Here is a 25,988-nt window from a genome sequence, read left to right as displayed (position 1 = left end):
GAAGTACTGTAACAAACAACTTTTCGTTCACCATTGGGGCCCAACCCCTTGTCTTGTTTTAACAACTCAGGGTTTCTGAGTAGCCGGGCGTATCAACGCAAGGCGGGATGCGGGCTGGCGGCGATTAGAGGCAAGCTACAATACGGGTAATCCCGATGGCGCCCCGCCGTGCCGCGCCGCGGCCGCGCACCCACCCTGGCAGGGGCTGGCCCGGGCACCGATTCCAACCGCCTCTGCGACATGGACACACTGATCAAAGAATTCGACGTGGCCCTGCGCGCCATTGCCGGCGCCACGCGCTCGGCGCGCGCCAACCCGGCTGACCGCCTGGCGCCGGACACCGAACAGATGAGCGCCGACGAGCGCCGCCATGTGGCCGGCCTGATGCGCATCAACCATGTCGGCGAGGTCTGCGCCCAGGCCCTGTACCAGGCGCAGAAACTGACTGCGCGCAACGGCGCGGTGCGCGCGCAGATGGACGCCGCCGCGCGCGAAGAGGAAGACCACCTGGCCTGGTGCGCCGAGCGCCTGCGCGAGCTGGGTTCGCGTCCGAGCCTGCTCAATCCGCTCTGGTACGCCGGCGCCTTCGCCATCGGCTGGGTCGCCGGCCGCGCGGGCGACCGCGTCAGCCTGGGCTTCGTTGCCGAGACCGAGCGCCAGGTCGAGCACCACCTCGGCGGACACCTGGACCGCCTGCCCGAGTCCGACGGGCGCTCGCGCGCCATCCTCGAGCAGATGCGCGACGACGAGATCCGCCACGGCGACGCCGCGCGCGAGGCCGGCGGCATGCCCTTGCCCGCGCCGGTGCGGGCGCTGATGCGCGGCGCCTCGCGCGTGATGACCACCGCCGCCTACCGTATCTGAGATCCGTCGCCCGGGATCGGGCGTCTCCCGCCAGCCCTGAATTCAGCAGGGCTGGCGGGCAATTGTTGTATCCTCGGGGCGCGCGCCGGGACAGGTCTTTCCCGCGCGGTCGGCAGTTCCTCCGCAAGTGGTTCTCAGGTGGTTTCTCTGCTTTCTTCCCTAAGATCTTCATTTCATTAAGGATTCACTTTTCCGGTGCGTGAGGTGTGCGCGCTAAGTCATTGTTCTGATTAAAAAAATCTCGTTTGCTGCCCCGCCTGCAGCCTTGACCGCCTATATCGCTTCCTCTAAAGTGGGAAATAGTGTGAGGAAGTGTATTTTTGTGTGAAATTGGGCCCCGGCCATGGGATGATTCTCACCATAGTCGGAACGGAAGGATTCACGCGCAGGCCGGCCGGCGAACCGTTCGCAGGGCCGGCGTGGACCGGGAGCAAGCTTGTTTCAGGGAGCATCGGCGCTGTCGCTGGATGCCAAGGGGCGGATGTCGATTCCGTCGCGGCATCGCGAAGCGCTGCAACAGCAGGCCGAGGGCCGGGTGACGCTGACCAAGCACCCGGATGGCTGCCTGCTGCTGTTTCCCCGGCCCGAGTGGGAAAACTTCCGCACGCGCATTGCAGCGCTGCCGATGGATGCGCACTGGTGGAAGCGCATCTTCCTGGGCAACGCCGCCGACGTGGAAATGGACGGCGCAGGCCGGGTGCTGATAGCACCGGAGCTGCGCAGTGCCGCCATGCTCGACAAGGAAGTCATGCTGCTCGGCATGGGCAGCCATTTCGAAGTGTGGGATGCCGCAACCTACGCCGCCAAGGAACAGCAGGCGATGGCGCAGGGCATGCCCGAAGCATTGAAGAATTTCTCTTTCTGAAGAGGTCATGAGTCCTACCGGAACCCCGGCAACCCCCGCCTTGCAGCATCGCACCGTGCTGCTGGACGAGGCCGTCGACGCGCTGGTCTGGCGGCCCGACGGGGTGTATGTCGACGGCACCTTCGGCAGGGGAGGGCACAGCCGGGCGGTACTGGCCCGGCTGGGGCCAGACGGGGCCCTGGTTGCGTTCGACAAGGACCCAGCAGCAATCGCAGAAGCGGGCACCATCAAGGATGCCCGCTTCTCCATTGAGCACGCGAGCTTTGCGGCCATGGCCGAACGCCTGGCGGGGCGCGGCCATGTCGCCGGCGTGCTGCTCGACCTGGGGATCAGCTCGCCCCAGATCGATGAGGCGGCGAGGGGGTTTTCCTTTCGTTTCGAGGGCCCGCTGGACATGCGCATGGACACCACGCGCGGCATCACTGCCGCCCAGTGGCTGGCGCAGGCGGATGAGCAGGACATTGCCAGGGTGATACGAGACTATGGGGAAGAACGGTTTGCTGTACAGATTGCAAAGGCGATTGTTGCTCGCCGGCGCGAACCCGGCGATGGCGGACCCATCGCCACTACTGCCGACCTTGCCGCGCTCGTGGCGAAAGCCGTCAAAACACGCGAGAAGGGTCAGGACCCTGCGACCCGCACCTTTCAGGCTCTACGGATTCACGTCAATCAAGAGCTTGAGGACCTCGAAAGAGGGCTGAAGGCGGCTTATGACCTGCTGCAGGTAGGGGGACGCCTGGTGGTGATCAGCTTCCATTCGCTGGAGGACCGCATCGTCAAGCGGTTCATGGCGGCGCACGCCCGTCCCCAGCAGGATGCCGACCCGGCGCTGCGCCGCGCGCCGCTGCGCGCGGCCGACCTGCCGCAACCGACGCTGCGCCTGCTCGGCCGCTACAAGCCGGGCCCCGAAGAGGTAGCCGCCAACCCGCGCGCGCGCTCGGCAGTGATGCGCGTGGCCGAGAAGCTGGCTCCTGCCGGGTCAACCGCGGGCGGAGGCGCGCGCGCATGAACCGCCTGACCTTCTTCCTGCTGGCCGCGCTGATCCTGTGCGCGCTGTCGCTGGTGAGCGCGCAGCACCAGGCGCGCACGCTGTTCGTCGCGCTGGAGCGGGCGCAGGCGGAAGAGCGGCAGCTCGATATCGATTGGTCGCGGCTGCAATACCAGCAGAGCGCGCTGGGCAAGAGCGCGCGTATTGCCGATGCGGCGCGCGCGCAGCTGAAGATGGCGCCGGTCAACCCCGGCAAGACCCAGTACCTGTCCGGCATCGTGCTGCCGCCGGCAGCGTCCGCGCCGGCCAGCGCAGCGGAGGCGCGCTGATGAGCATGGCCCGCCCCAACCCGCCTCGCCGTGACCGCAACGGCACCGCCTCGCGCCCGCGCAGCGGACAGTTCGCCGCCAGCCCGGTGCTGGGCCTGCGCCTGCCGATGTGGCGCTCCAAGCTGGTGGTATTCCTGATGTTCGCCGCGTTCGTCGCGCTGGCCGTGCGTGCGGCGTGGATCCAGGGACCCGGCAACCAGTTCTACGAGGCCGAGGGCAAGAAGCGCTTCCAGCGCACGCTCGAACTGCCGGCGACGCGCGGCAAGATTCTCGACCGCAACGGCCTGGTGCTGGCCACCAGCCTGCCGGTCAAGGCGATCTGGGCCGTGCCCGAGGACGTGCCCAACCAGGTCGAGGCCGGCAAGATCCGCCAGCTGGCGCGGCTGCTCGGCATGTCAGAGAAGGAGCTGAGCAAGAAGCTGTCCGAGGACAAGGGCTTTGTCTACCTGAAGCGCCAGGTGCTGCCCGACGTCGCCGACAAGATCGCCGCGCTGAAGATCGACGGCATCCACCAGACCCGCGAATACAAGCGCTTCTACCCGGAAGGGGAGGCGATGGCGCATATCGTCGGCTTCACCAATGTCGAGGACCGCGGCCAGGAAGGCGTCGAGCTGGCGCGCGAGAGCGGCCTGGCCGGCCGTGCCGGCGCGCGCCAGGTGATCAAGGACCGGCTCGGCCGCGTGGTCGAGGACATCGGCGTGCTGAAGACCCCGCGCGACGGCGAGGACATCCAGCTGTCGATCGACGCCAAGATCCAGTACCTGGCCTACAACGAGCTCAAGGCCGTGGTCGAGAAGCACAAGGCCAAGGCCGCCAGCGCGGTGGTGCTCGACGCCCAGACCGGCGAGGTGCTGGCGCTGGCCAACTGGCCCACCTACAACCCCAACGACCGCACCCGGCTGTCGGGCGAACAGCTGCGCAACCGCGTGCTGACCGACACCTTCGAGCCCGGCTCGATGATGAAGCCGATCACGGTGGGGCTGGCGCTGCAGCTCAAGCGCGTGTCGCCGTCGACGGTGATCGCCACCACCGGCAAGTACAACTTCGAAGGCGCCACCATCACCGATACCCACAACTACGGCGCGCTCACCGTCACCGGCGTGATCCAGAAGTCGTCCAACATCGGCACGACCAAGATCGCGATGATGATGAAGCCGCAGGAAATGTGGGACATGTACACCAGCATCGGCCTGGGGCAGGCGCCCAAGATCGGCTTCCCGGGCGCGGTGGCCGGGCGCGTGCGCCCGTACAAGAGCTGGCGCCCGATCGAGCAGGCCACCATGTCGTACGGCTACGGCCTGTCGGTGTCGCTGTTCCAGATGGCACATGCCTACACCATCTTTGCCCATGACGGCGAGCTGATCCCGGTGACGATGTTCCGCACCAACGGCCCCGCCACCGGCGAGCGCATTCTGTCGCCGCAGGTGGCGCGCGATGTGCGCGCGATGATGGAAACCGTGACCGCGCCCGGCGGCACCGCGCCCGAGGCGCAGGTGATGGGCTACCGCGTCGGCGGCAAGACCGGCACCGCCTACAAGCACGAAGGGCGCGGCTACAACCGCAGCAAGTACCGCGCCTCGTTCATCGGCCTGGCGCCGATGTCGAACCCGCGCATCATCGTCGCCGTCAGCGTGGACGAGCCCACCGCCGGCAGCCACTACGGCGGCCTGGTGGCCGGCCCGGCGTTCGCGGCCATCACCGGCGGCACGCTGCGCGCACTGAACGTCCAGCCCGATTCGCCGATCCGCCAGCTGGTGGTCAGCGACAAGGTGCAGGAAAGCGAACCGTGGAGTTCGACCCAATGAGATCGACCCGATGACGGCCAAGCCCCTGCTCCCCCTCGAGGTCACCGCCCAGGCCAGCAACGCGCTGGCCTGGCTGCGTACCAACGTGGCCGCCGCGGCACAGCTGAGCGGCGACACCCGGCGCCTGGCGCGCGGCGATGTGTTCTTCGCCTACGTGCTGGGCAACGACCGCCTCGCCACCGACGGCCGGCCGTATATCCCGCAGGCGATCGCCGCCGGCGCCGGCGCCGTGGTCTACGAGGCCGACGGCTTCGACTGGCCCTTCGGCGACGCCGTGCCGCACCTGGCCGTGAGCTGCTTGCACCAGCTGGCCGGCCCGATCGCCGCCGGCTGGCACGGCAACCCGGCGCGCGGCCTGGCGGTGACCGGCATCACCGGCACCAACGGCAAGACCTCGTGCAGCCAGTGGCTGGCGCGCGTGCTGCAGGCCGCCGGCACGCCGTGCGCAGCGATCGGCACGCTCGGCACCGGCTTCCCGGACGCGCTGCAGGCCACCGGCTTCACCACGCCCGACGCGGTGCAGCTGCAGGCCAGCCTGGCCACGCTGCACGACGCCGGCGCGCGCGCCGTGGCGATGGAAGTGTCCTCGCACGGCCTCGAGCAGGAGCGCGTGGCCGGCACGCATTTCTCGGTGGCGGTGCTGACCAACCTGACCCAGGACCACCTCGACTACCACGGCACGATGGCCGAGTACGAGGCCGCCAAGGCGCGCCTGTTCCGCTGGGACGGCCTGCGCACCGCGGTGATCAACCGCGACGACGGCATGGGCCAGCGCCTGCTGGCGGCCCACGCCGCCGCCGTGGCCGCGCCGCACGTGATCGAATACGGCATCGACGGCCCCGCCGCCGCCACGGTGCGCGGCCCGCGCGGCGCATGGCTGCGCGCCACCAACGTACGCGCCACGGCCACCGGCACCGCCTTCCATATCGACGGCAGCTTCGGCCACGCCGAGATGGCGACGCCGATGATCGGCGCCTTCAACGTCAGCAACCTGCTGGCGGTGCTGGGCGCGGCGCTCGCCAACGGCGTGGCGTGGGACGCGGCGATTGCCGCGCTGCGCGCGCTCGCACCGGTGGAAGGACGCATGGAGCTGTTCGGCGCCGGCGCCGGCCACGACGCCGCGCAGGCGCCGCTGGCCGTGGTTGACTATGCTCACACCCCCGACGCGCTCGAGCAGACCCTGGCCGCGCTGCGCCCGGTGGCGCAGGCGCGCAATGGCCGCCTGTGGTGCGTGTTCGGCTGCGGCGGCGACCGCGACCCGATCAAGCGCCCGCTGATGGGCGCCGTGGCCGAGCGCCTGGCCGACGAAATCGTGCTGACCAGCGACAACCCGCGCAGCGAAGACCCGCAGGACATCCTCGACGCGATCGCCGACGGCATGGCCGAACGCGCGCGCGGTCGCCAGATCGAAGACCGCGCCGCCGCCATCCTCTATGCGGTCCGGCACGCGGCCCCGGCCGACGTGGTGCTGGTGGCCGGCAAGGGCCATGAGGCCACCCAGGAGATCCAGGGCCGCAAGCGCCCGTTCTCGGATCGCGAACACGTACGTCTGGCACTGGCCACGCGCGGAGTATCGGCATGAGCCAGACCACCATGACCACCTTGCAACAGGCCGCCGGCTGGATCGCCGGCGCGCGCATTTGCGGCGACGGCGCCGTGCCGTTCGCGCGCGTGCATACCGACAGCCGCAGCGTCGAGCCCGGCGACCTGTTCGTGGCGCTGCGGGGCGAGCGCTTCGACGCGCACGACTTCATTGCCGACGTGGTCGCGCGCGGCGCCGCCGCAGTGCTGGTGAGCCGCGAGGTCGATGCCGGGGTGCCGGCCATTGTCGCGCCGGACACGCGCATTGCGCTGGGCGAGCTGGGTGCCGGCTGGCGCCGCCAGTTCACGCTGCCGGCGGTAGCGGTGACCGGCAGCAATGGCAAGACCACGGTCAAGGAAATGATCGCGGCGATCTTCGCCGCGGCCGTCGGCGAGGACCAGCGCCTGGCCACCGGCGGCAACCTGAACAACGATATCGGCCTGCCGCTGACGGTGCTGCGCCTGCGCGACACGCACAAGCTGGCGGTGCTGGAACTCGGCATGAACCATCCGGGCGAGACCGTCTACCTGGCCGGCATCGCCCAGCCCACCGTGGCGGTGATCACCAACGCGCAGCGCGAGCACCAGGAGTTCATGGTCAGCGTGGAAGCCGTGGCGCACGAGCACGCCGCCGCGATCGCGGCGCTGCCGGCCGACGGCGTCGCGGTGTTCCCGCTCGACGCGCAAAGCGGCGGCGCCTACGCGCCGGTGTGGCGCGCGGCGGCGGGTGCGCGCCGCGCGCTGTCGTTCGGCACCTCGCAGCAGGCCGACGTGCATGCCGCCGTGGAACTGGTCGACGGCGTGCAGGTGATGCAGGTGCGCGCGCCGGGCCATGCCTTCGAGGTGCGGCTGGCGCTGCTGGGCGAGCACAACGTGCGCAACGCGCTGGCGGCGATCGCCTGCGCGCTTGCCGCGGGCGTGCACGTGCCGGCAATCCAGGCGGGCCTGGCGGAGTTCAAGCCCGTGAAGGGGCGCCTGCAGGTCAAGTACACGCCGGCCGGCACGGTGGTGATCGACGACACCTATAACGCCAACCCCGACTCGATGCGCGCCGCCATCGACGTGCTGGCCGGCTTTTCCGCGCCGCGCGTGCTGGTGCTGGGCGACATGGGCGAGGTGGGCGACCAGGGGCCGGCGTTCCACGAAGAGATCGGGGCCTACGCCCAGGCGCGCGGCATCGACGCGCTGTGGGCCACCGGCGCGCTGGCGGTGCATGCGATACAGGCGTTCGGCGCCAACGGCCGCCATTTCGGCAGCGCGGAAGACCTGGCCAGGGCCTTGGAGGAAGACAGCGGGGGCATGGTGGCGCAAGCGGGCGCCGTGCTGGTGAAGGGATCGCGCTTCATGCGCATGGAACGGATGGTCGCGGCGCTGGTCGCAGACACTTCCGCACACTAAATAAGACAACACGATGTTATTGGCTCTGGCCCAGTGGCTGCAAAACGACTACAGCTTCCTCCGGGTCGTCAACTACCTGACCTTCCGCGCGGTGATGGCCAACGTCACCGCGCTGGTGATCGGCCTGGCGTTCGGGCCGTGGGTGATCCGCAAGCTGACCGAGCTGAAGGTCGGCCAGGCGGTGCGCACCATCGGCCCGCAGACGCACCTGGTCAAGTCCGGCACGCCCACCATGGGCGGCGTGCTGGTGCTGGTGTCGATCGCGGTGTCGACGCTGCTGTGGTGCGACTGGGGCAACCGCTTTATCTGGGTGGTGATGCTGGTCACCTTCGGCTATGGCGCGATCGGCTGGGTCGACGACTACCGCAAGGTGGTGTATCGCGACCCGCGCGGCATGTCGAGCCGCGAGAAGTTTTTCTGGCAGACGCTGATCGGCCTGGTGGCCGCGGTCTACCTGGCGTTTTCGGTGTCCGAGAGCAGCAACGTGCGGGTCTGGGAGCTGTTCCTGAACTGGGTCGAGGGCGGGCTGTCGCTGGACATGCCGTACAAGTCCAACCTGATCGTGCCCTTCTTCAAGGAGATCAGCTATCCGTTGGGCGTGGCCGGCTTCATCGTGCTGACCTACCTGGTGATCGTGGGCTCGAGCAACGCCGTCAACCTGACCGACGGCCTGGACGGCCTGGTGATCATGCCGGTGGTGCTGGTCGGTGGCGGCCTGGGCGTGTTTGCCTACGTGATGGGCAACGCGGTCTACAGCAAGTACCTGCTGTTTCCGCATATCCCGGGTGCGGGCGAACTGCTGATCTTCTGCTCGGCGCTGGGCGGGGCGGGGCTGGCCTTCCTCTGGTTCAACGCGCACCCGGCGCAGGTGTTCATGGGCGACGTGGGCGCGCTGGCGCTGGGCGGTGCGCTCGGAACGGTGGCGGTGATCGTGCGCCAGGAGATCGTGCTGTTCGTGATGGGCGGCATCTTCGTGGTGGAAACGCTGTCGGTGATGGCGCAGGTCACGTGGTTCAAGATCACCAAGCGCCGCTATGGCGAGGGCAGGCGGCTGTTCCGGATGGCGCCGCTGCATCACCATTTCGAGCTGGGCGGCTGGAAGGAAACGCAGGTCACGGTGCGCTTCTGGATCATCACCATGCTGCTGGTGCTGATCGGGTTGTCGACGCTGAAGCTGCGTTAAGAAGGACGCCGCGCTGGCAAGGCGCGGCTTGATCGATACAGGAAACCAAGGGCAGGAAATCGAAGTGTTTGGCGAGCTGCAAAAACCTCATGTGCTGATACTGGGCCTCGGCGAGTCGGGGCTGGCCATGGCGCGCTGGTGTGGCCTGAACGGCTGCGCGGTGCGCGTGGCCGACACGCGCGAGGCGCCTGCCAACCTTGTGTTCCTGCAGGCCGAACTGACTTCGGCCGAATTCGTCGGCGGCCCCTTCGCCGAAAGCCTGCTCGACGGCATCAGCCTGGTGGCGATCAGCCCCGGCCTGTCGCCGCTGGAGGCTGCCACCGGCGCGCTGCTGGCAGCGGCGCAGGCGCGCGGCATCCCGGTGTGGGGCGAGATCGAGCTGTTCGCGCGCGCGCTGCGCCACCTCGAAGCCGAGTCCGGCTATGCGCCGAAGCTGCTGGCGATCACCGGCACCAACGGCAAGACCACCACTACCGCGCTGGCCGGCCGCCTGGTCGAGCGCGCCGGCAAGAGCGTGGCGGTGGCGGGCAATATCAGCCCGTCGGCGCTGGACAAGCTGTCGGCCTGCATCGCCTCGGCGTCGCTGCCGGACGTGTGGGTGCTGGAGCTGTCGAGCTTCCAGCTGGAAACCACCCATACGCTGGCGCCGCATGCCGCCACGGTGCTAAACGTGACGCAGGACCACCTCGACTGGCATGGCTCGATGGAAGCCTACGCCGCATCCAAGGCGCGCATCTTCGGCCCGGCTGGCCATGCGTGCGTGCAGGTGCTGAACCGCAACGACCGCCTGACGCTGGACATGGCACGCCCGGGCTCGACCCCGGTGACCTTCGGCATCGACCTGCCCGAAGTGCCGGGCAGCTTCGGCATCCTGCGCGAGGGCGGCATGCCCTGGCTGGTGCTGGCCGAACCCGATCCCGACGCGGAAGGGGAGGGCAAGCCCCGTCGCCGCAAGGCCGCAGAGGCCGCGCCGGAAGCGGTGCCGGTGCGCCACAAGCGCCTGATGCCGGCCGACGCGCTGCATATCCGCGGCATGCACAACGCCACCAACGCAATGGCCGCGCTGGCGCTGTGCCGCGCCATCGACCTGCCGCTGAACGGGCTGCTGCACGGCCTGCGCGAATACCGCGGCGAGCCGCACCGCGTGGAATGGGTCGCCACCATCGACGACGTCGAGTATTTCGACGACAGCAAGGGCACCAACGTGGGCGCCACCGTAGCCGCGCTCTCCGGTCTGGACAAGCGCGTGGTGCTGATCGCCGGAGGCGAGGGCAAGGGGCAGGATTTCTCTCCGCTGGCCGCGCCGGTGGCGCAGTACGCGCGCGCGGTGGTGCTGATCGGCCGCGCCGCGGCTGAGCTGCGCGATGCGCTGCAGGGCAGCGGCGCCAGCCTGGTCGACGCCGCCACGCTGGAAGAAGCCGTGACGCAGGCCGCCGCGCTGGCCCAGGCCGGGGACGCGGTGCTGCTGTCGCCGGCGTGCGCCAGCCTGGACATGTTCCGCAACTACGTGCATCGCGCCGAGGTGTTCCGCGGCGCGGTGGAAGAACTGGCCCTGTCCCGGGGGATCCTGCCATGAGCGACGCACAGGTCAAGCGCAGCGGTTTTATCGGTGCCACCATCGGCAATGCCTGGGGTGGCCTGCGCGACGCGGTGTCGGGCGTCAAGCCGACCCGCTCGCGCATGATGGAGTACGACCAGCCCATGCTGTGGGTCTCGATCGTGCTGCTCGCGCTCGGCCTGGTGATGGTCTACTCGGCGTCGATCGCGCTGCCGGACTCGCCGCGCTACGCCAACTACCGCGAAAGCCACTTCCTGTTGCGCCATGCGTTCGCGCTGGGGATCGGCCTCTCGGTCGGGCTGGCCGCGTTCCAGGTGCCGGTCAAGGTATGGGACCGCTACGCGCCCAAGCTCTTTATCTTTGCGCTGATTTTGCTGGTGATCGTGCTGGTGCCGTTCGTCGGCAAGGGCGTGAACGGCGCGCGGCGCTGGATTCCGCTGGGCGTGATGAACTTCCAGCCGTCCGAGCTGATGAAGCTGGCGGTGGTGCTGTATGCCGCCAACTACACCGTGCGCAAGCAGGAGTGGATGCAGACCGTGTCCAAGGGCTTCCTGCCGATGGGCGTGGCGGTGGTGGTGGTGGGCCTGCTGCTGCTGCTCGAGCCCGACATGGGCGCGTTCCTGGTGATCGCCGCGGTGGCGATGGGCATCCTGTTCCTGGGCGGCATCAACGGCAAGCTCTTCGCCGGGCTGGTCGGGGTGGCGGTGGGCGCGTTCGCGCTGCTGATCACTGCGTCGCCCTGGCGGCGCGAGCGGATCTTTGCCTACCTGAATCCGTGGGAAGAGAGCAACGCGCTCGGCAAGGCCTACCAGCTGACGCATTCCTTGATCGCCTTCGGCCGCGGCGAGTGGACCGGCGTGGGGCTGGGCGGCAGCATCGAAAAGCTGCACTACCTGCCCGAGGCGCATACCGACTTCATCCTCGCCGTGATCGGCGAGGAATTCGGCTTTATCGGCGTGCTGGTGGTGATCGTGCTGTTCTACTGGCTGGTGCGGCGCGCCTTCAATATCGGCCGCACCGCGCTGCAGCTGGACCGCACCTTTGCCGGCCTGGTGGCCAAGGGCATCGGCGTCTGGATCGGCTGGCAGACCTTTATCAATATGGGCGTGAACCTGGGCCTGCTGCCGACCAAGGGGCTGACGCTGCCGCTGGTCAGCTATGGCGGCTCGGGCATCCTGATGAATTGCGTGGCGCTGGCGATCCTTCTTCGCATCGACTACGAGAACCGTGTGCTGATGCGTGGAGGGAAGGTATGACCCAGCCGCGCACCCTGCTCGTGATGGCCGGCGGCACCGGGGGACATGTGTTCCCCGGGCTGGCGGTCGCGCAGGCGCTGCGCGCGCAGGGCTGGAACGTGGTCTGGCTGGGTAACCGCACCGGCATGGAAGCCACGCTGGTGCCGAAGCACGACATCCCGATGGAGTTCATCCAGTTCGGCGGGCTGCGCGGCAAGGGGCTGGTGACCAAGTTCCTGCTGCCGCTGAACCTGCTGCGCGCGTTCTGGCAAAGCATCGCGGCGCTGCGGCGGGTGCGTCCGAGCGTGGTGCTGGGCATGGGCGGCTATATCACCTTCCCGGCCGGCATGATGGCCTCGCTGCTGGGCCGGCCGCTGGTGCTGCACGAGCAGAACTCGATCGCCGGGCTGGCCAACAAGGTGCTGGCCCGGGTGGCCGACCGCGTGCTGTGCGCGTTCCCCGATGCGCTGCCCGGCAGCGAATGGACCGGCAACCCAGTGCGCGAGGAGCTGGCGCAGCTGGACGCCCCCGAGGCGCGCTACGACCGGCGCGACGGCCCGTTGCGCATCCTGGTGGTGGGCGGCAGCCTGGGCGCCGCCGCGCTCAACGAGGTGGTGCCCAAGGCCGTTGCGCTGCTGCCGCAGGACCAGCGCCCGGTAGTGACGCACCAGGCGGGCGCGAAGCAGATCGACACGCTGCGCGCCAACTACGCCGCGGCGCAGGTGCCGGCGCAGACCTTGCCGTTCATCGACGACATGGCGCGCGCCTATGCCGACGCCGACCTGGTGATCTGCCGTGCCGGCGCGATGACGGTGTCGGAAGTGGCCGCCGCGGGCGTGGCGGCGCTGTTCGTGCCGTTCCCGCATGCGGTGGACGACCACCAGACCACCAACGCACAGTTTTTGTCGAGCCAGGGCGCGGCCCTGCTCGTGCAGCAGAAAGACCTGACGGCCGAGGGCCTGGCGCAGACCATTGCCAGCCTGACCCGGCCGCAGCTGAAAGATATGGCGCGCCTGGCGCGCGGACTGGCCCGGCCCGAGGCAACCCGGCGCGTCGCCGAGGTATGCAGCGAGCTGGCCAGGGACTGAAGTGAGCGAAGCAGCAATCCAATGAAGCATATCGTCAAGAACATCCACTTCGTGGGCATCGGCGGCGCCGGCATGAGCGGCATCGCCGAGGTCCTGCTGAACCTGGGATACAAGGTCTCGGGCTCCGACGTGGGCAACAACGCCGCCACGCGGCGCCTGGCGTCGCTGGGCGCCACCGTCATGCACGGCCACGACGCCGCCAACGTGAGCGGCGCCAACGCCGTGGTAGTGTCGACCGCGGTCAGCGGCGACAACCCCGAAGTGCTGGCCGCGCGCAGCCAGCGCATCCCGGTGGTGCCGCGCGCGGTGATGCTGGCCGAGCTGATGCGGCTGAAGCAGGGCGTGGCCATTGCCGGCACGCACGGCAAGACCACCACCACCAGCCTGGTGGCATCGGTACTGGCCGAAGGCGGCCTCGATCCGACCTTCGTCATCGGCGGCCGGCTGAACTCGGCCGGCGCCAACGCACGCCTGGGCACCGGCGATTTCATCGTGGCCGAGGCCGACGAATCCGATGCCTCGTTCCTGAACCTGTTCCCGGTCATCGAGGTCATCACCAATATCGATGCCGACCACATGGACACCTACGGGCACGACTTTGCCCGGCTCAAGCAGGCGTTCATCGAATTCACCCAGCGGCTGCCGTTCTACGGCATCGCGGTGCTGTGCGTGGACGACCCCAACGTGCGCGAGATTTTGCCGTTCGTGTCCAAGCCGGTGGTGCGCTACGGCTTTGCCGAGGATGCGCAGATCCGCGCCGTGGATGCGCGCGCGGTCGACGGCCAGATGCACTTCACCGTGCTGCGCCAGCTGAACCAGCACGCCGAGCCGCCGCTGGAAATCGTGCTGAACCTGCCCGGCATGCACAACGTGCAGAACGCGCTGGCGGCGATCGCCATCGCCACCGAGCTGGAAGTGCCCGACGCCGCCATCGTCAAGGCGCTGCGTGAGTTCCACGGCGTCGGCCGCCGCTTCCAGCGTTACGGCGAAGTGGCCACGCCCGACGGCGCCGGCACCTTCACGCTGGTGGACGACTACGGCCACCACCCGGTGGAAATGGCCGCCACGCTGGCCGCCGCACGCGGCGCCTTCCCCGGGCGCCGCCTGGTGCTGGCGTTCCAGCCGCATCGCTTTACCCGTACGCGCGATTGCTTTGAAGACTTCGTCAAGGTGCTGGGCACGGTCGATGCCCTGCTGCTGTCCGAGGTTTACGCTGCCGGCGAGACCCCGATCGTCGCTGCCGACGGCCGTGCGCTGACCCGCGCGCTGCGCGTGGCGGGCAAGGTCGAACCTGTTTTCGTGGAGCAGATGGAAGAGATGCCGCAGGCCATCCTGAATGCCGTACGGCCCGGCGACGTGGTCGTGACAATGGGTGCGGGCTCGATCGGCGGTGTGCCCGGCCAACTGGTGTCGCACCAGCAACCGCTGCAGCAAGGGAGCCAGGCATGAGTTTCGTCGCCCATCCCAATATCGATCCCAAGTCGCTGGGCAAGGTCGGCGTGCTGCTCGGCGGCCGCTCGGCCGAGCGGGAAATCTCGCTGATGTCCGGCAACGGCGTGCTGGCCGCGCTGCAGTCGCGCGGCGTCGACGCGCACGGCTTCGACCCCGGCCTGCAAGGCGTGGCCGAACTGGCGGCGGCCGGCTTTGATCGCGTCTTCATCGCGCTGCACGGCCGCTACGGCGAGGACGGCACCATCCAGGGCCTGCTCGAGCAGCTGGGCGTGCCGTACACCGGCAGCGGCGTGCTGGCGTCGGCGCTGGCCATGGACAAGCAGGCCACCAAGCGCCTGTGGATGACGCACGGCCTGGCCACGCCGCGCTTCGCCATGCTGCAGGCAAGCACCGACTTTGACGCGGTGGTGGCCGACCTGGGCCTGCCGCTGATCGTCAAGCCGGCGCGCGAGGGCTCGTCGATCGGCCTGACCAAGGTCACTGCGGCGGACCAGATGCGCGCGGCCTTCGACAAGGCCGCGGCGCTGGATAACGACGTCATCGCCGAGACCTTTGTCGACGGCGCCGAGCTGACCTGCCCGGTGGTGGGCGAGGGCGACAGCGCCGAAGCCCTGCCGGTGATCCGCATCGTCGCGCCCGAGGCCAACTACGACTATCAAAATAAGTACTTTACTGACGATACCCAGTACTTGTGTCCGTCGGGCCTGGATGCCGAAATCGAACGGCAGGTGCAGGCGCTGGCGGTGCAGGCCTACCGCGTGCTGGGCTGCCGCGGCTGGGCGCGCGCCGACGTGATGCTGCGCGCCGACGGCACGCCTTTCCTGCTCGAGATGAATACCTCGCCCGGCATGACCGGCCATTCGCTGGTGCCGATGGCGGCGCGCGCGGTCGGCATCAGCTACGAGGACTTCGTGCTGCAGGTGGTGGCCGCCGCGACGCTGGACCTGCATCCCAACGAGCATTGGAAACCCGAATAACTTCACCCGATAGGACCGCACCGGACCATGTGGCATAACGCACGCCTGCTCAACCTGATCGCCTCCACGCTGTATGCGGTGGTGGCGCTGATGGCGCTCGCGGCGGGCCTGCTGTGGCTGGCGCAGCGGCCGGTGTTTGCCATCACGCACGTGGAGATCGGCCCGATGGACGGCGGCGCGCTGCGCCACGTGAACGCGCCCAGCGTGCGCGCCAGCGCGCTCGGCAAGCTGACCGGCAACTTCTTCACGCTCGACCTCAACGCGGCGCGCCAGGCGTTCGAGTCGGTGCCGTGGGTGCGGCGCGCCAGCGTGCGGCGCGAATGGCCCAACGGCCTGGCGGTCGAGGTCGAGGAGCACGAGGCGCTGGGCACCTGGGGCGCGCCCGACAGCGGCCGGCTGATCAATACCTATGGCGAGATCTTTGTCGCCAACACGGCCGAGGCGGAAGAAGACGCGCAGCTGCTGGCACTGGACGGCCCGCCGGACAGCGAGGCCGACGTGATCGAGAAGCTCGAAGTCATGCGCCAGTGGTTCAAGCCGCTCAAGGCAGAGCCGCTGGCGGTGGCGCTGTCCGGCCGCTACGCCTGGCGCGCGCGCCTGTCCAACGGCATGGAGGTCGAGCTGGGCCGCGAGCAGAACGACGAGGATCGCACCGCGATGGACCAGCGCGTGCGCCGCTTCGTCGCGGCCTGGCCGCAGGTCACGCAGCAATGGGGCAGCCAGATCGAATATGCCGACCTGCGCTATCCCAACGGCTTCGCCATCCGCGCCGCCAACGCGCGCTTCCTGACCGAGGCGCAGATCGCGGCGGCGGTGCGGGCCGAAAAGGCAGAGAGAGCGGCCAAGGCGAAGGCGGCGAGCGCGGCGACGAGCGCCGCCCGGCCGGGGGCGGCCGCAACGGTTTCAGGTACATCCAACAACAATCCGACGCGACTGAAGAGCAAGAACGCGGAGAAAACCCGATGAGCAAGGAATACAAGGACCTGTTGGTCGGTCTCGATATCGGCACCTCGAAGGTGGCGGCCGTGGTGGCGGAACTGCGCCCCGACGGCAGCTACGAGGTGATCGGGATGGGCCAGTCTGAGTCCAAGGGTCTGAAGAAAGGGGTCGTGGTCAACATCGAGGCCACCGTGCAGTCGATCCAGAAGGCGCTGGAAGAGGCCGAGCTGATGGCCGACTGCAAGATTTCGGAGGTCTTCACCGGCATTGCCGGCAGCCATATCCGCAGCTTCAACTCCAGCGGCATGGTGGCGATCAAGGACAAGGAGGTCACGCAGACCGACGTCGCGCGCGTGATCGAGACCGCCAAGGCGGTCAATATCCCGACCGACCAGCAGATCCTGCACATCCTGACGCAGGAATTCATCATCGACGGCCAGGAAGACGTGCGCGAGCCCATCGGCATGAGCGGCATCCGCCTGGAAGTGAAGGTGCATATCGTCACCGGCGCGGTCAGCGCCGCGCAGAACATCGTCAAGTGCGTGCGCCGCTGCGGGCTTGAGGTGCACGACCTGATCCTGCAGCCGCTGGCGTCTAGCCTGGCGGTGCTGACCGAGGACGAGAAAGAACTGGGCGTGGTGCTGGTCGACATCGGCGGCGGCACCACCGACATCGCCATCTTCAGCGAAGGCGCGATCCGCCATACGGCCGTGATTCCCATCGCCGGCGACCAGATCACCAACGATATCGCGATGGCGCTGCGCACGCCGACGCCGGACGCCGAGGACATCAAGATCCAGTACGGCATCGCCAAGCAGGCGATCGCCGACCCGGACGACATGATCGAGGTGCCGGGCGTGGGCGACCGCGGCACGCGCACGCTCAGCCGCCAGGCGCTGGCCGCAGTGATCGAGCCGCGCATCGAAGAGCTGTACTCGCTGGTGCACCAGGTGGTGCGCGAGTCGGGATATGAAGAACTGTTGTCGTCGGGCGTGGTCATCACCGGTGGGACCGCGATGATGCCGGGCATGGTCGAGCTGGGCGAGGACATCTTCCTCAAGCCCGTGCGCGTCGGCGTGCCCGAGTATCGGGGCAACCTGCACGAGGTGGTGAAGAGCCCGCGCTACGCGACGGTGATGGGCCTGCTGCTGGAAGGCCGCGTGCAACGCATGCGCGGGCGCAAGGTGGCGGTGCAGAGCGGGTCGGTCAAGCAGGTGTGGACCCGCATGAAGGAATGGTTCGTTGGTAATTTCTGAGCGACGCGCGAATTGACGCGCCGGCTCTGCAACGGTGCGCGGCCAGGACGGTCTACCGGACAGGCTTGCGTGCCAGGTAACGGTTTTCAGGTTTTCTTTTTTTTGGTTTCTTGTTCAGAAACCAGGGGTTGCGGCGGGGAGGCCGCATCGTCTGGGGACTGATTTTTCTCGGAGGCAGTGATGGACTTTGACATGATCGAAACGGAAGTGCAGGACGGCACCATCATCAAGGTGGTCGGCGTGGGCGGCGCGGGCGGCAACGCCGTGCAGCACATGATCAGCCGCGGCGTGCAAGGCGTCGAATTCATCTGCATGAACACCGACGCCCAGGCGCTCAAGCGTTCGACCGCTTCGCGCGTGCTGCAGCTCGGCAATACGGGCCTGGGCGCCGGCGCCAAGCCGGAAGTGGGCCGCAACTGCGCCGAATCGGCGCGCGATCAGATCGCCGACGCGCTGCGCGGCGCGCACATGGTCTTCATCACTGCCGGCATGGGCGGCGGCACCGGCACGGGCGCCGCGCCGATCGTCGCGCAGGTGGCCAAGGAGATGGGCATCCTGACCGTGGGCGTGGTCAGCAAGCCGTTCGACTTCGAAGGCGCGCGCCGCGCCAAGGTCGCCGAGCACGGTTCCAGCGAGCTGGAATCGAGCGTCGACTCGCTGATCGTGGTGCTCAACGAGAAGCTGTTCGAAGTGATGGGCGACGACGCCGAGATGGACAAGTGCTTCCAGTGCGCCGACGACGTGCTGCACAACGCGGTGGCCGGCATTGCCGAGATCATCAACGTTGACGGCCTGGTCAACGTCGACTTCGAAGACGTCAAGACGGTGATGGGCGAGCAGGGCAAGGCCATGATGGGGACGGCCACCGTGTCGGGCGTCGACCGCGCCCGCCTGGCGGCCGAGCAGGCCGTGGCCAGCCCGCTGCTGGAAGGCGTGGACCTGTCCGGCGCGCGCGGCGTGCTGGTCAACATCACCGCCAGCCGCTCGCTCAAGCTGTCGGAAACCAAGGAAGTCATGAACACCATCCGCAGCTACGCCGCGGAAGATGCGACCGTGATCTTCGGTACGGTGTACGACGACTCGATGAGCGATGCGCTGCGCGTGACCGTGGTCGCGACCGGCCTGGGCCGCTCGGCCAAGAAGCAACAGCCGATGACGCTGCTGAAGACTGGCACCGACAACATGCCGGTGCAGATGATGGCCAACATGGCCGCCACCGCCGCGCAGCACAGCTCGCCGGACTACAGCAACCTGGATACGCCGGCAGTGTGGCGCAGCTCGCGTGAGTCGGCATCGGCCCACGTGGCGGCGCTGCAGGAAAAGGGTGTGGATACGTACGATATCCCGGCCTTCCTGCGCAAGCAGGCAGACTGAAGCCTGCCTGGCGCGGCATCGGTGCCTCCACCGGCCGCCTGACGGAACGCGTCGCCTGGTCGCGATGCACGTGCGCTCCCCATCCGCGCGTGCCTTGCATGGCTGACATGAACCGCCGGGCTGCCGGCAGCGCCGCGCCTGCGCCGGACTGACTTCACCCGCATCCCGTTGCCGGGTTCGGGCGTGCCGCTGGCCGCCTCCCCGGACTGGTTTCCCGCCTTCCCGGTCGGGATGTATCGCCGTCCGCGCGGCGCACCCAAAAGGTGCGCCGCGCGGACGTCTTTGTAGTGTCTTCAGGCGTATCGGAATTCGTCCGAATATGGATCCGTACGTAAGCGGATGTGATCCGGCTTTGGCAGCGCCGGCCGGGCGCCTATGATCGTTAGGTTGCCCAGCGGCAACGCGCCGCCATGCGGCCCCGCATCCGTCCTATCCTTCATAGACCCGTTCAGACACCCAAGGAAAACCAGAGAGCCATGATCACTGTCGGTTCCCGCGTCCCCGACGCCACGCTGCAGGAATTCTTCGAGACCGAAAGCAACGGCTGCGCGCTCGGCCCCAATGCGTTCAAGGTGGCGGACCTGGTCCGCGGGCGCAAGATCGTCGTGTTCGGCCTGCCCGGCGCCTTCACGCCGACGTGTTCGGCCAAACATGTGCCGGGCTTCGTGCAGCATGCCGACGCCTTGCGCGCCGCCGGCGTGGACGAGGTCTGGTGCGTCTCGGTCAACGATGCCTTCGTGATGGGCGCGTGGGGCCGCGAGCAGCAGGTGGCCGGCAAGGTCCGGATGATGGCCGACGGCAGCGCCGAGTGGACGCGCGCACTGGGCCTGGACCAGGACCTGAGCGCTCGCGGCATGGGCGTGCGCGCCAAGCGCTTTGCCATGGTGATCGACGATGGCGTGGTGACCCGGCTCGATGTCGAGGCGCCCGGTGAATTTCGCGTCAGCAGCGCCGAAGCAGTGCTGGCGGCGTTGCGTAGCTGACACAGTCATCCGGGTAAACGTGGATAATACGTAACTTGTGACGGGGGTGTTAACAGCCGGAAACAAAAGCCGGCTGCAGCGCCCCGGATGTGGTGGTAAAATCCCTTAATCAAAAAGATAACACGATAGATTTTAATAATTGTTGAGGCTGTCATGCTCAAACAGCGCACGATCAAATCCCTGGTGAAGACCGTTGGCATCGGCCTGCACTCCGGCCGCAAGGTCACGCTGACGCTGCGTCCGGCGCCGGCCGGTACCGGCATCGTCTTCACCCGCGTCGACCTGCCCGAGGCCGTCGAGATTCCCGTGGCCGCGTCGGCCATCGGCGACACGCGCCTGGCGTCGGTGCTGCAGAAGGATGGCGCGCGCGTTTCCACCGTCGAGCACCTGATGTCCGCCTGCGCCGGCCTGGGCATCGACAACCTCTATGTCGACGTCGACGCCGAGGAAATCCCGATCATGGACGGCAGCGCGGCGTCGTTCGTGTTCCTGCTGCAGTCCGCCGGCATCGAAGAACAGAATGCAGCCAAGACCTTCATCCGCGTGAAGAAGCCGGTGGAAGTGCGCGAAGGCGACAAGCTGGCGCGGCTGGAGCCGTTCTTCGGCTTCAAGCTGTCGTTCACCATCGACTTCCGCCATCCGGCGGTCGACAAGACCGGCCAGACCTTCTCGATCGATTTCGCCGACACCAGCTATGTGCGCGAAATTGCCCGCGCCCGCACCTTCGGCTTTGCGCACGAGGTCGAGGCCCTGCGCGAGATGGGCCTGGCGCGCGGCGGCAGCCTGGACAACGCGATCGTGCTGGACGAGCACCGCATGCTCAACAACGAGGAACTGCGCTACGGCGACGAGTTCGTGCGCCACAAGATCCTGGATGCGATCGGCGACCTGTACGTGGTCGGCCATCCGCTGATCGGCGCCTATGTGGCGAACAAGTCTGGCCACGGCCTGAACAACCAGCTGCTGCGCGCGCTGCTGGCGGACCAGGAAGCGTACGAACTGGTCACCTTCGACCGCGTCGAGGAAGCCCCGGCGGCGTTCCTGCCGCAGGCGCAGCCGGCCTTCGCCTGAGCGGCCTCGCATAGAAAAAGAGCCGACCTGCACAGGTCGGCTCTTTTGCTTTGGACGCGGCGCGTTCGCTCAGCGGTGGTGGGACAGCAGCGTATTGAGCGCGTCGCGCAGCGGCGAATCCGGCAGGCTGCGCGCGAGCTGGTCGAGATTGGCCAGCCCGGTCGGCGTCATGCGGCCGCCGGTGCGCGGACGTGCCACCGGCTCCACCTCCCAGTCGGAATGGCGCTGCACCTCGGGCTGCACCCGCACGCGGATCGAGGTGACCGGCGAGCCGCGCTGCTGAAGGCGACCGAGCAGCGTCGGCACGACCTGGCGCACCCGCGCCGCGGCCGCGCCATGGGCCGCCAGCAACAGCAGCACCTGGCCGTTGGGGTCGGACGGGTCGCGCTTGATGCCGGCCACGGCCAGGCCAGCGCGCATGCCGGCCGGCAGCAGCGCCAGCACCTCGGCCTCGAGCACCGACAGCTGGCGCGCGGTCTGGAGCAGCGTCGACACCGGGCCGGCCTTGTCCAGCCAGTCGTTGAGCGGCTTGGCGGCGGGGGTCTGCAGGGCGGGATGGGTGAAGCGGCGCATGGGTCCATTCTAGCAAGGGGCGGCGCGTGCACGCAGGCAGCGCGGGCCGAACCGAAAGCGAGGGCGGCCGGATTGAAGCCGGCGCAACCATCCCAAACTGCTTGCGGCAGGTCCCGCGCCAGCGCCCCGCGCCGCCGGGCGTGACCCCGGCACATGATAAACTCGGCGTTTTGCGCCAATCTATCCATTACCGCGCCCGGCCGCCGGGGCAGCCCGCCTTCCCTGGGGATGCCACCCGGTTCCGCGCAGGTGAAAGCAATCGATGATCACGGGCCTTCTCAAGAAAGTCTTCGGCAGCCGCAACGAGCGGCTGATCAAGCAATACCGCCGCACGGTGGCGCAGATCAATGCGCTGGAGCCGAAGTTCGAGCAGCTCTCCGACGACGAGCTGCGCGGCATGACCGAGGCCTTCCGGCAGCGCCACGCCGGTGGCGAATCGCTCGAGGCGCTGCTGCCCGAAGCCTTCGCCGTGTGCCGCGAGGCCAGCAAGCGCGTCATGAAGATGCGCCACTTCGACGTGCAGCTGATCGGCGGCATGGTGCTGAACGACAACAAGATCGCCGAAATGCGCACCGGCGAAGGCAAGACCCTGACCGCGACGCTGGCCGTGTACCTGAATGCCATCACCGGCAAGGGCGTGCACGTGGTCACCGTCAACGACTACCTGGCGCAGCGCGATGCCGAGTGGATGGGCCGGCTGTACAACTTCCTGGGCCTGTCGGTGGGCGTGAACCTGTCGCAGATGGCGCACGACCAGAAGCAGGCGGCGTACAACGCCGACATCACCTACGGCACCAACAACGAATTCGGCTTCGACTACCTGCGCGACAACATGGTCTACGACCCGTCGCAGCGCGTGCAGCGGCCGTTGCACTACGCCATCGTCGACGAGGTTGACTCGATCCTGATCGACGAGGCCCGTACCCCGCTGATCATCTCCGGCCAGGCCGAGAACCAGACCGACCTGTACCAGCGCATGAACGGCATCCCCAAGCTGCTCGAGCGCCAGATCGGCGAGGAAAAGGCCGACGGCACCGGGGTCGAAAAGCCGGGCGACTACTACGTCGACGAGAAGGGCCACCAGGTCTACCTGACCGAGTCCGGCCATGAAAAGGCCGAAGAGATCCTGTCGCAGTTGGGCCTGATCGGCGAGGGCGAATCGCTCTACGCGCCGCAGAACATCACGCTGATGCACCACCTGTACGCGGCCCTGCGCGCGCACAGCCTGTTCCACCGCGACCAGCACTACGTGGTGCAGAACGACGAAGTCGTGATCGTCGATGAATTCACCGGCCGCCTGATGACCGGGCGCCGCTGGTCCGATGGCCTGCACCAGGCCGTGGAAGCCAAGGAAGGCGTCACCGTCCAGCAGGAAAACCAGACGCTGGCGACCGTCACGTTCCAGAACTACTTCCGCATGTACGAGAAGCTGGCCGGCATGACCGGCACGGCCGACACCGAAGCGTACGAGTTCCAGGAGATCTACGGCCTGGAAGTGGTGGTGATCCCGACCAACCGCCCGACCCAGCGCAAGGACCTGCAGGACCAGATCTACAAGACCGGCAAGGAGCGCTACGACGCCGTGGTGCGCGATATCCGCGACTGCTACGAGCGCGGCCAGCCGGTGCTGGTCGGTACCACGTCGATCGAGACCTCGGAATACCTGTCGGGCCTGCTTGACCGCGAGCAGCTGCCGCACCAGGTGCTCAACGCCAAGCAGCATGCGCGCGAAGCCGAGATCGTGGCGCAGGCCGGCCGCCCCAAGATGATCACCATCGCCACCAACATGGCGGGCCGCGGCACCGACATCGTGCTGGGCGGCAACGTCGAGAAGCAGGCCGGCTTCATCGAGGCCGACGCCAGCCTGTCCGACGCCGACAAGGCGTCGCGCATCCAGCAGCTCAAGGATGAATGGCAGTCGCTGCACGAGCAGGTCAAGGCCGCCGGCGGCCTGCATATCGTCGGCACCGAGCGCCATGAGTCGCGCCGCATCGACAACCAGCTGCGTGGCCGTGCCGGCCGCCAGGGCGACCCGGGTTCGTCGCGCTTCTACCTGTCGCTGGACGACCAGTTGCTGCGCATCTTCGCCGGCGACCGCGTGCGCGCCATCATGGAGCGCCTGAAGATGCCCGAGGGCGAGCCGATCGAAGCCGGCATTGTCACGCGCTCGATCGAATCGGCGCAGCGCAAGGTGGAAGGCCGCAACTTCGACATCCGCAAGCAGCTGCTGCAGTACGACGACGTCGCCAACGACCAGCGCAAGGAAATCTACAAGCTGCGCAATGACGTGCTCGAGGCCAATGATGTCGGCGAGATGGTTACCAACCTGCGCGAGAGCGTGCTGATCGAGCTGTTCCGCGACCACGTGCCGGCCGACACCATGGAAGAGCAGTGGAACATCGCCGGCCTGGAAACGCGCCTGCGCGAGGACTGGGGCCTGGAAGTGCCGCTGGCGCAGACCATCGAGGGCGCGCAGAGCATCGAGGATGAAGAGCTGCTCAACCTGATCATGAAGGCGGCGGCGGAGCGCTACGACAGCAAGGTGGCGATGGTCGGCCGCGAGTCGTTCGCCGGCTTCGAGCGCTCGGTCATGCTGCAGAGCATCGACACGCACTGGCGCGAGCACCTGGCCGCGCTGGACCACCTGCGCCAGGGCATCCACCTGCGCGGCTATGCGCAGAAGGACCCCAAGCAGGAGTACAAGCGCGAGTCGTTCGAGCTGTTCGCGCGCCTGCTCGACGTGATCAAGAACGAAGTCACGCGCGTGACCTTCAACGTGCAGATCCAGTCGCCGGAAGAACTGGAACAGGCTTCCGAGCAGATCGAGGAAGGCCTGTCGCACCTGGAGAACGTGCAGTACAAGCACGACGAGTTCGCCGAAGGCCGCGAGCCGGTCGAGGAAGCGCCGTCGCCGCGCACCGGCACGGCCATGGCCGCCGCCGAGCTGGCGCTGGCGGGCATGCCCAAGGTCGGTCGCAACGATCCATGCCCGTGCGGCTCGGGCAAGAAGTTCAAGCAGTGCCACGGCAAGCTCAGCTGAACTGAGCCAGGCCGGGCATCCGGTATGACGTCGCTCCCCGCAGCACGGGAGTGGCGCAAGAGGAATCGAACATGCCCGCCCTTCGCGGGCATGTTCGTCTGAGACAGCAAGTCGCTAGCAGCAACATCGAGGAGTCCTGCATGCCCGTCAATCTTCCGCTGCCCCAGGCAGAGAACCTGAAATCCGTCGCCGGCGTGGAGCTCGGCTGGGCCGAGGCGGGCATCCGCAAGGCCAACCGCAAGGACGTGCTGGTGGTGCGCGTGGCCGAAGGCAGCACCGTGGCCGGTGTATTCACCAGCAACCGCTTCTGCGCCGCGCCGGTGCAGGTTTGCCGCGAGCATTTGGCGGCTGCGGAGAAGTCGGGCAAGGGCATCCGCGCGCTGGTGGTCAACACCGGCAATGCCAACGCCGGCACCGGCGAGCAGGGCCTGACCAACGCCCGCGCCACTTGCGACGCGCTGGCCGCGCAGCTGGGCATCGATGCCGCGCAGGTGCTGCCGTTCTCGACCGGCGTGATCCTCGAACAACTGCCGATGGACCGCCTGCTGGCCGGGCTGCCCGCCGCCATCGCCAACGCCGGCGCCGACAACTGGCTGGCCGCGGCGGAAGCGATCATGACCACCGACACCCAGCCCAAGGTCGCATCGCGCACGGTGCAGATCGACGGCAAGACCGTGACGCTGTCGGGCATCAGCAAGGGCGCCGGCATGATCCGCCCCAACATGGCGACCATGCTGGGCTTCATCGCCATGGATGCCGCCGTGGCGCAGCCGGTGCTGCAGGGTCTGGTGACGCACGCCGCCGACCACTCGTTCAACAGCATCACCATCGACGGCGACACCTCGACCAACGACTCCTTCGTGCTGATCGCCTCGGGCAAGTCCGGTGCCGTGGTCGACCGCGCCGAAGGGCCGGCCTTCGAAGCGCTGCGCGAGGCGGTGACGAGCCTGGCGCAGGAGCTGGCGCAGATGATCGTGCGCGACGGCGAAGGCGCGACCAAGCTGATCACCATCCGCGTCGAAGGCGGCAAGGACGTGGCGGAATGCCGCCAGATCGCCTACGCGGTGGCGCATTCGCCGCTGGTCAAGACCGCGTTCTATGCCTCGGACCCCAACCTTGGCCGCATCCTGGCCGCGGTGGGCTACGCCGGCGTCAACGATCTCGACGTCGGCCGCGTCAACCTGTGGCTGGACGACGTCTGGGTCGCGCGCGACGGCGGCCGCAATCCCGACTACCGCGAGGAAGACGGCCAGCGCGTGATGAAGCAGGCCGAGATCACCGTGCGCATCGCGCTCGGCCGCGGCAATGCCGAAGCCACCGTGTGGACCTGCGACCTGTCGCACGACTACGTGTCGATCAACGCCGACTACCGTTCCTGAGTCTGTCCAGTTTTTCCCGCGCACGCGGGAAGGACATCGATTTTCCCTGC

21 protein-coding genes are annotated in these 25,988 nt (G+C 68.0%); 20 read left to right on the top strand and 1 reads right to left on the bottom strand.

All coding sequences use genetic code 11. The annotated features are described in order from the left end of the window. The first annotated feature begins 240 nt into the window (after nucleotides 1-240). The 18 genes from coq7 to lpxC all read left to right on the top strand — a co-directional run bounded on the left by coq7 (nucleotide 241) and on the right by lpxC (nucleotide 20,946). The gene (gene coq7, locus ACEI37_RS25005) at nucleotides 241-864 is read left to right on the top strand and encodes a 2-polyprenyl-3-methyl-6-methoxy-1,4-benzoquinone monooxygenase (protein WP_111519086.1); all 624 of its coding nucleotides are present in this window, start codon (nucleotides 241-243) and stop codon (nucleotides 862-864) included. A 436-nt stretch (nucleotides 865-1,300) separates the two neighbouring features. Continuing rightward, on the top strand, nucleotides 1,301-1,729 hold the full coding sequence (gene mraZ, locus ACEI37_RS25000; protein WP_018006227.1) for a division/cell wall cluster transcriptional repressor MraZ: 429 nt from the start codon (nucleotides 1,301-1,303) through the stop codon (nucleotides 1,727-1,729). A 7-nt stretch (nucleotides 1,730-1,736) separates the two neighbouring features. Continuing rightward, the gene (gene rsmH, locus ACEI37_RS24995; protein ID WP_373378590.1) at nucleotides 1,737-2,738 is read left to right on the top strand and encodes a 16S rRNA (cytosine(1402)-N(4))-methyltransferase RsmH; all 1,002 of its coding nucleotides are present in this window, start codon (nucleotides 1,737-1,739) and stop codon (nucleotides 2,736-2,738) included. Beyond that, nucleotides 2,735-3,046: a cell division protein FtsL gene (gene ftsL, locus ACEI37_RS24990; RefSeq protein ID WP_373378589.1), complete on the top strand. Its 312-nt coding sequence runs from the start codon at nucleotides 2,735-2,737 to the stop codon at nucleotides 3,044-3,046. The genes rsmH and ftsL overlap by 4 nt, the downstream gene beginning before the upstream one ends. Next, nucleotides 3,046-4,851: a peptidoglycan D,D-transpeptidase FtsI family protein gene (locus ACEI37_RS24985; RefSeq protein WP_373378588.1), complete on the top strand. Its 1,806-nt coding sequence runs from the start codon at nucleotides 3,046-3,048 to the stop codon at nucleotides 4,849-4,851. The genes ftsL and ACEI37_RS24985 overlap by 1 nt, the downstream gene beginning before the upstream one ends. 10 nt (nucleotides 4,852-4,861) lie before the next feature. Then, on the top strand, nucleotides 4,862-6,433 hold the full coding sequence (locus ACEI37_RS24980) for a UDP-N-acetylmuramoyl-L-alanyl-D-glutamate--2,6-diaminopimelate ligase (RefSeq protein WP_373378587.1): 1,572 nt from the start codon (nucleotides 4,862-4,864) through the stop codon (nucleotides 6,431-6,433). Beyond that, nucleotides 6,430-7,830, top strand: a complete 1,401-nt coding sequence (murF, locus tag ACEI37_RS24975; protein WP_373378586.1) for a UDP-N-acetylmuramoyl-tripeptide--D-alanyl-D-alanine ligase — start codon at nucleotides 6,430-6,432, stop codon at nucleotides 7,828-7,830. The genes ACEI37_RS24980 and murF overlap by 4 nt, the downstream gene beginning before the upstream one ends. A 13-nt stretch (nucleotides 7,831-7,843) precedes the next feature. Then, complete coding sequence (gene mraY / locus ACEI37_RS24970) at nucleotides 7,844-9,013, top strand: phospho-N-acetylmuramoyl-pentapeptide-transferase (protein WP_012353957.1); 1,170 nt, start codon at nucleotides 7,844-7,846, stop codon at nucleotides 9,011-9,013. A 64-nt stretch (nucleotides 9,014-9,077) separates the two neighbouring features. Then, the gene (gene murD, locus ACEI37_RS24965; protein ID WP_373380312.1) at nucleotides 9,078-10,589 is read left to right on the top strand and encodes a UDP-N-acetylmuramoyl-L-alanine--D-glutamate ligase; all 1,512 of its coding nucleotides are present in this window, start codon (nucleotides 9,078-9,080) and stop codon (nucleotides 10,587-10,589) included. Beyond that, entirely contained in the window at nucleotides 10,586-11,827 is a 1,242-nt protein-coding gene (gene ftsW, locus ACEI37_RS24960) for a putative lipid II flippase FtsW (RefSeq protein WP_373378585.1), read from the top strand. The genes murD and ftsW overlap by 4 nt, the downstream gene beginning before the upstream one ends. Beyond that, nucleotides 11,824-12,894, top strand: coding sequence for an undecaprenyldiphospho-muramoylpentapeptide beta-N-acetylglucosaminyltransferase (gene murG, locus ACEI37_RS24955; protein ID WP_373378584.1), 1,071 nt, complete (start codon nucleotides 11,824-11,826; stop codon nucleotides 12,892-12,894). The genes ftsW and murG overlap by 4 nt, the downstream gene beginning before the upstream one ends. A 21-nt stretch (nucleotides 12,895-12,915) precedes the next feature. Further along, nucleotides 12,916-14,343: a UDP-N-acetylmuramate--L-alanine ligase gene (gene murC / locus ACEI37_RS24950; protein WP_111519093.1), complete on the top strand. Its 1,428-nt coding sequence runs from the start codon at nucleotides 12,916-12,918 to the stop codon at nucleotides 14,341-14,343. Then, nucleotides 14,340-15,323 carry a D-alanine--D-alanine ligase gene (locus ACEI37_RS24945; RefSeq protein WP_373378583.1) on the top strand — a complete coding sequence of 328 codons (984 nt, stop codon included), beginning with the start codon at nucleotides 14,340-14,342 and terminating at the stop codon, nucleotides 15,321-15,323. The genes murC and ACEI37_RS24945 overlap by 4 nt, the downstream gene beginning before the upstream one ends. A 27-nt stretch (nucleotides 15,324-15,350) precedes the next feature. Further along, nucleotides 15,351-16,289: a cell division protein FtsQ/DivIB gene (locus ACEI37_RS24940; protein ID WP_062801811.1), complete on the top strand. Its 939-nt coding sequence runs from the start codon at nucleotides 15,351-15,353 to the stop codon at nucleotides 16,287-16,289. After that, nucleotides 16,286-17,518, top strand: coding sequence for a cell division protein FtsA (gene ftsA / locus ACEI37_RS24935; protein WP_010814765.1), 1,233 nt, complete (start codon nucleotides 16,286-16,288; stop codon nucleotides 17,516-17,518). The genes ACEI37_RS24940 and ftsA overlap by 4 nt, the downstream gene beginning before the upstream one ends. Before the next feature lie 180 nt (nucleotides 17,519-17,698). Further along, complete coding sequence (ftsZ, locus tag ACEI37_RS24930; protein ID WP_012353949.1) at nucleotides 17,699-18,892, top strand: cell division protein FtsZ; 1,194 nt, start codon at nucleotides 17,699-17,701, stop codon at nucleotides 18,890-18,892. A 476-nt stretch (nucleotides 18,893-19,368) separates the two neighbouring features. Then, nucleotides 19,369-19,875: a peroxiredoxin gene (locus ACEI37_RS24925; RefSeq protein ID WP_373378582.1), complete on the top strand. Its 507-nt coding sequence runs from the start codon at nucleotides 19,369-19,371 to the stop codon at nucleotides 19,873-19,875. Between the two features lie 153 nt (nucleotides 19,876-20,028). Next, entirely contained in the window at nucleotides 20,029-20,946 is a 918-nt protein-coding gene (lpxC, locus tag ACEI37_RS24920; RefSeq protein WP_062801809.1) for a UDP-3-O-acyl-N-acetylglucosamine deacetylase, read from the top strand. Between the two features lie 69 nt (nucleotides 20,947-21,015). Here the strand turns inward: lpxC and ACEI37_RS24915 are convergent, their stop codons facing one another. Beyond that, entirely contained in the window at nucleotides 21,016-21,519 is a 504-nt protein-coding gene (locus ACEI37_RS24915) for a DciA family protein (RefSeq protein ID WP_115704887.1), read from the bottom strand. A 262-nt stretch (nucleotides 21,520-21,781) separates the two neighbouring features. On the opposite strand from ACEI37_RS24915, the gene secA reads away from it, so the two are divergent. Together secA and argJ are read left to right on the top strand one after the other, a co-directional pair. Further along, nucleotides 21,782-24,559 (top strand): preprotein translocase subunit SecA, encoded by a 2,778-nt coding sequence (gene secA, locus ACEI37_RS24910; protein ID WP_373378581.1) that lies wholly within the window; start codon nucleotides 21,782-21,784, stop codon nucleotides 24,557-24,559. 140 nt (nucleotides 24,560-24,699) lie between these two features. Beyond that, nucleotides 24,700-25,938: a bifunctional glutamate N-acetyltransferase/amino-acid acetyltransferase ArgJ gene (gene argJ / locus ACEI37_RS24905; protein WP_373378580.1), complete on the top strand. Its 1,239-nt coding sequence runs from the start codon at nucleotides 24,700-24,702 to the stop codon at nucleotides 25,936-25,938. The last annotated feature ends 50 nt before the right edge of the window (nucleotides 25,939-25,988 follow it).

This window comes from Cupriavidus nantongensis, from assembly GCF_041726985.1.
GTDB classification, from domain to species: Bacteria; Pseudomonadota; Gammaproteobacteria; order Burkholderiales; family Burkholderiaceae; genus Cupriavidus; species Cupriavidus nantongensis_A.
The sequence above is the reverse complement of the archived record's forward strand: the minus strand, read 5'-3'. Positions and strand labels throughout refer to the sequence as shown.